The following is a 5,572-nucleotide window of genomic DNA, read 5'->3' on the forward strand; positions in this document are numbered from 1 at the left end:
TAGACCATCCTTTCCCGACGTGTCTTTTCAATAGCCCTCGTCCGAAAAACTTGCCACGTAGAATCCCGGCTTGTTATGAATGTAATAATGGATTATCGAAAGATGAAGAGCTATTTAGAATTTTTGCGGCATCAGGGATGGCTTACGAAAGTAATACTGGCAATCGTATATGGAATGAGAAGATACGCTCTGCATTGCAGGGGAGAAGACCAGGGTTGAAACCTTTAATAAAATCTATGGCTAAACCGATTGTTATACTAAATAAGGCAGGGCTTCTTCTGGGTACGGCACTTATTTTGGAAGTAGACCCTGCCCCTATAAACCGTGTCATTAGAAAGATAGCAAAAGGTCTTTATTATTTGGATACAGGGAAAGTATTATCAAGTAAGGTGGAAATATTAGTAGAATATGAGAATGAGAAACCTGAGAGATTTTTTACTCCACCACTTGATGACGCTATAAGAAGTGCAAAAGAGGTTAGATTAGGTCGAGGTGAGGTCATATACTGGAGAAACACAATAAAAGATAATCCTGAAGAGTCACTTACTTGGATAAAATTTTATGAGGACAAGACTTTTTTAATATGTACTTCCAGGAAATAGTATTCTCTCGGTTAGAATATTAATCTTAAGAAAGGGAATAGAGCAGCCTTAACCCCCGCTAAGCCTTCATCACGAGCATCGTGATAGCGAAGGCCAGAAAGCCGACACCCAGCCCGATGAACATACCCTGAACCATATAACCCATCGTCCAGCCAATCCCCATGCCTATAAAAAGCCCGGCCGGGATAAAAATCCCGCTTGCCCCTTTTCTCTTGTCTTTTTTCGGTTCCTTTACTTCTTCCGCCATTTTAGCCTCCTCAAGAAATTGGGCTAATTTTAGACGGCTTATTCTACCGTGTCAATAGGGCAAAAAAAGAGGGGTTTTAATAAACCCCTCTTTTAAAGTATTCGCCTAACACCAAATCTGAAGCAGGTCAAGCCCTCGACCATTAGTACGGCTCAGCTAAAGACATTACTGCCCTTACACCTGCCGCCTATCAAACAAGTAGTCTACTTGTGGTCTTACCCCTCCCCCTTGCGGAGAAGGATGGGAGATCTCATCTTGGGGACGGCTTCGCACTTAGATGCTTTCAGCGCTTATCCGAGCCAGACATAGCTACCCAGCAATGCCCCTGGCGGGACAACTGGCACACCAGAGGTCTGTCCCTCTCGGTCCTCTCGTACTAGAGAGAGCCCCCCTCAAATCTCCGGACGCCCACGACGGATAGAGACCGACCTGTCTCACGACGGTCTGAACCCAGCTCGCGTGCCGCTTTAACGGGCGAACAGCCCGACCCTTGGGACCTGCTTCAGCCCCAGGATGCGACGAGCCGACATCGAGGTGCCAAACCTTGCCGTCGATGTGAACTCTTGGGCAAGATAAGCCTGTTATCCCCGGGGTAGCTTTTATCCGTTAAGCCACGGTCCTTCCACTCGGAACCGTAGGATCACTTTGCCCCAGTTTCCTGCCTGCTCGACTTGTAGGTCTCGCAGTCAAGCCCCCTTATGCCAATGCACTCTTCGGGTGATTTCCATCCACCCTGAGGGGACCTTTGGGCGCCTCCGTTACTTTTTGGGAGGCGACCGCCCCAGTCAAACTACCCACCAGGCACGGTCCTCTGGCTTGCTCCAGAGTTAGAGGCTAAATTCATCAAGAGTGGTATTTCAACGTTGGCTCCACCGAAGCTGGCGCCCCGGCTTCAAAGCCTCCCACCTATCCTACACATAATGAACCCAGACTCAGTGCCAAGCTATAGTAAAGCTCCACGGGGTCTTATTGTCCAGTCGCGGGTAACCCGCATCTGCACGGGTATTTCAATTTCGCCGAGTCCCTCGTTGAGACAGCGTCCAAGTCGTTACACCATTCGTGCGGGTCGGAACTTACCCGACAAGGGATTTCGCTACCTTAGGACCGTTATAGTTACGGCCGCCGTTCACTGGGGCTTCAGTTCAGTGCTTTTAAAACACCTCCCATTAACCTTCCAGCACTGGGCAGGTATCAGCCCCTATACATCAGCTTACGCTTTAGCAGAGACCTATGTTTTTGTTAAACAGTCGCTTGGACCTATTCTGTGCCACCCTTCTTGCGAAGGGTCCCCCTTATCCCGAAGTTACGGGGTTAGATTGCCGAGTTCCTTAACGAGGGTTGTCTCGATCACCTTGGGACGTTTATCCCTACCCACCAGAGTCGGTTTGCGGTACGGGCGCTCTTGCTGCAACGACAACGAGGATTTTCTTGACGGTATGAGCACGGCCAGGTCGCCTTGGGTTGCCCCTCAACTTCTCCTCACTCTCAGCTTAACATCCGGGGTGGATTTGCCTGCCCCGGCATTACCTAAAGTGAGGAACGCACCATGTCCAATGGGCACGCCTGACTTACCCTTCCGTGTTCCCCCTTTGCCTTCACAAAAGCGGTACGGGAATATTGACCCGTTGTCCATCGCCTACGCCTCTCGGCCTCGGCTTAGGCCCGACTAACCCTACGCGGATTAACCTTCCGTAGGAAACCTCAGGTATTCGGTGGGCGTGTTTCTCACACGCCTTACGCTACTTATGCCGGCATTCTCTCTTCCCCAGGCTCCACCCTTCCTCACGAAAGAACTTCACTGCCAGAGGAATGCTCCCCTACCTCCCTTCCCTTGCGGGAAAGGACCATAGCTTCGGTGATGGGCTTGAGCCCCGCTGGATTGTCGGCGCAGCACCACTCAACCAGTGAGCTATTACGCTTTCTTTAAAGGGTGGCTGCTTCTAAGCCAACCTCCTGGCTGTCTGTGCAATCCTACTTCCTTTACCACTTAGCCCATACTTAGGGACCTTAGCTGATGGTCTGGGCTGTTTCCCTCTCGACTACGAAGCTTAGCCCCCGCAGTCTCACTCCCAGACTCTAGGTTAATGGCATTCGAGGTTTGGTTGGATTTGGTAAGCTTCTCGCCCCCTAGTCCATCCAGAGCCCTACCTCCATTAACTAACATCTGAGGCTGCACCTCAATGCATTTCGGGGAGAACCAGCTATCACCGGGTTCGATTGGCATTTCACCTCTACCCACAGCTCATCCTACACTTTTGCAACAGTGACAGGTTCGAGCCTTCACTCCGAGTCTATCGGAGCTTCACTCTGGCCATGGGTAGCTCACCCGGCTTCGGGTCTAATCCGTGCCACTATAAACGCCCTATTCAGACTCGCTTTCGCTACGGCTCCGCAACTTAAGTTGCTTAACCAGCGACACACATTAACTCGCCGGCTCATTCTCCAATAGGCACGCCGTCATCCCTCCATCACTGAAAGGACTCCGACTGCTTGTAGGCACACGGTTTCAGGTCTATTTCACTCCCCTTCCGGGGTACTTTTCACCTTTCCCTCACGGTACTGGTTCACTATCGGTCATCAAGGGTATTTAGCCTTGGATGGTGGTCCACCCGGATTCCCACAGGATTCCTCGTGTCCCGTGGTACTTAAGAACAAACCAGGAGCCTCTCCCTTTCGCTTACGGGACTTTCACCCCCTACGGTGGTCCTTTCCAGGAACCTTCAGCTAGAGTTTGGTTTGTAACTCCTTGACCTCGCCTGGGTTTGGTCCGGCTTGTCTTACGACCCCCGATAAACATAGGCCTCAGGACCACTAAGTTTATCGGGTTTGGGCTGATCCCCTTTCGTTCGCCACTACTCAGGGAATAATCTCTTTTCCTCGGGGTACTGAGATGTTTCACTTCCCCCACTTACCTCCACCCAGCCTATGTGTTCAGCTGGGGGTGCTCAAGGTTTACTTTGAGCGGGTTGCCCCATTCGGAAATCCCCGGCTAAGCTTGCTAGACAGCTGACCGAGGCTTATCGCAGTCTTGCCACGTCCTTCATCGGCCCTTGATGCCAAGGCATCCACCGTGTGCCCTTACCGCTTGACCTGCTTCAGACTTGATATTTGGCGAATTTCAATATTAAATTATTAAGGTGCAGACACAAAAATAGCGGCTCGGCAAGTTCCGCCAAGCCGCCCTTGGCTAACCTACCAGTCTATTTTTATGTCACAGACTCACTCATCTTGGATGAAGTATAACACGAAGCATTTTGACTGTCAACATCTGTTAAGGCTGAGGTTTTAGAAAAAAAATAATATTTTTACCGACTAAAAGTATCTGAAAATATTTAAAGCAGGTCGGTGAAATGATGGTCGCTTAAGGCCGGCTGGGTTCGTCCCAGGAGCAGGTTGTGCAGGGGGGAAATTGAGATGTACCCCCGTTCTATGGCCCAGATGTCTGTTCCCGGAGCGGCGTGGTTCGCCGTCCGCTGGCGCACCAGCCGGTAGCCAGATTGCCCGTCCTCGTAAGACTTGGTGACGGTGTCGATATGACTGGAGTTGGCCAGCCGGGTCAGGCTGATGCCATTTATCTCATCTTGTGGTAAATCCGGCAGGTTTATATTAAGGAAGATAGCTCTGGGCAGACTATGGTTGGCGATCTTACCGGCCAGCCGGGCGGCGACCGAAGCGGCCTGGGGGTAGTGCTCCGCGGCGGTGACCGAAATGGCCATGGCTGGCCTATTGCGCAGGTAGCCCTGAAGGGCGCCGGCTACCGTGCCTGAAATAAGCACGTCGTCGCCCAGGTTCTGTCCCAGGTTGATGCCGGATATGACCAGGTCAATGTTGGGTACTATTCTACCCAGGGCCAGTATCACGCAGTCGGTTGGGGTACCGTTTACGGCGTAGGTGGTGATGCCGTCTGCCATCGGGGGGTCGCATCTAACTTTCAGCGACCGGCGCAGAGTCACCGCGGTGCCGATGGCGCTCCGTTCCCGGTCCGGGGCCACCACCACAACCTCGGCGGACTGGCTCAGAGTCTCGGCCAGGATACGCAGACCTTCAGCGAGGATGCCGTCGTCATTGGTAATCAGTATTTTCACCGTTGCCAGTTTATCATGGGGAGCGTTCTACAAACAAATAAGCCGGCACGGATACAAGGTGGAACTTTACATCCTTACTAACTGTCTGATAGAATTTAGTGTCGTAGAATAATTGACCATGGTTATCTGCCGTGTTATCTGCCGCTGCTTGAATTAAGACCGGTTCCCCGGGCGGAAACCACATCGAAGTGTTCGGTCGCGAAAGGTTTTGCTAATGCTGGTTGTCGCCTGCGTGAAACAGGTGCCAGACACCACACAGGTAAAAGTTGACCCTGTTACCGGGACGCTGGTTCGAGAAGGTGTACCTTTCATTACTAATCCTTTTGATACCCATGCCCTGGAGGAGAGTCTCAGGCTACGGGAACGATACGGCCTTAAAGTAGTAGTTGTTTCTATGGGGCCACCTAACACAGAAGTTACCCTGCGGAAAGCACTGGCGCAGGGTGCCGATGAGGCGGTGCTCCTGAGTGACCGTGTTTTCGGTGGCGCTGATACCCTGGCAACCAGTCTGGTCATTGCCGAGGCTATCAGGCGGCTAAATGAAAAAGAGCCGGTTGGCCTGGTGATTTGCGGGCGGCAGACTATTGACGGTGATACCGCTCAGGTTGGTCCCGGCATCGCTACCCGGCTTGGCTACA

Annotated in this window: 3 protein-coding genes, 1 rRNA gene and 1 pseudogene; 2 read left to right on the forward strand and 3 right to left on the reverse strand. The window is 51.9% G+C overall.

All coding sequences use genetic code 11. The features are described 5' to 3' along the window. Nucleotides 1-602 (forward strand): hypothetical protein (locus WC259_RS07430; RefSeq protein ID WP_372643992.1); only part of this gene is annotated, 602 nt, incomplete at its 5' end. 58 nt (nt 603-660) lie between these two features. Here WC259_RS07430 and WC259_RS07435 read toward each other — a convergent pair. The 3 genes from WC259_RS07435 to surE all read right to left on the reverse strand — a co-directional run bounded on the left by WC259_RS07435 (nt 661) and on the right by surE (nt 4,934). Then, a complete protein-coding gene (locus tag WC259_RS07435) occupies nt 661-849 on the reverse strand; it encodes a hypothetical protein (protein ID WP_372643995.1) in 189 nt (62 codons plus the stop codon). A 122-nt stretch (nt 850-971) separates the two neighbouring features. Beyond that, nucleotides 972-3,941: ribosomal RNA gene (locus WC259_RS07440) — 23S ribosomal RNA — on the reverse strand. Between the two features lie 240 nt (nt 3,942-4,181). After that, on the reverse strand, nt 4,182-4,934 hold the full coding sequence (gene surE / locus WC259_RS07445; RefSeq protein WP_372643998.1) for a 5'/3'-nucleotidase SurE: 753 nt from the start codon (nt 4,932-4,934) through the stop codon (nt 4,182-4,184). 214 nt (nt 4,935-5,148) lie between these two features. On the opposite strand from surE, the pseudogene WC259_RS07450 reads away from it, so the two are divergent. After that, nucleotides 5,149-5,572, forward strand: a pseudogene (locus WC259_RS07450) (electron transfer flavoprotein subunit beta); the annotation flags it as partial.

Origin of the sequence: Dehalococcoides sp. (assembly GCF_041654235.1) — a bacterium.
Lineage (GTDB): Bacteria > Chloroflexota > Dehalococcoidia > Dehalococcoidales > Dehalococcoidaceae > Dehalococcoides > Dehalococcoides mccartyi_B.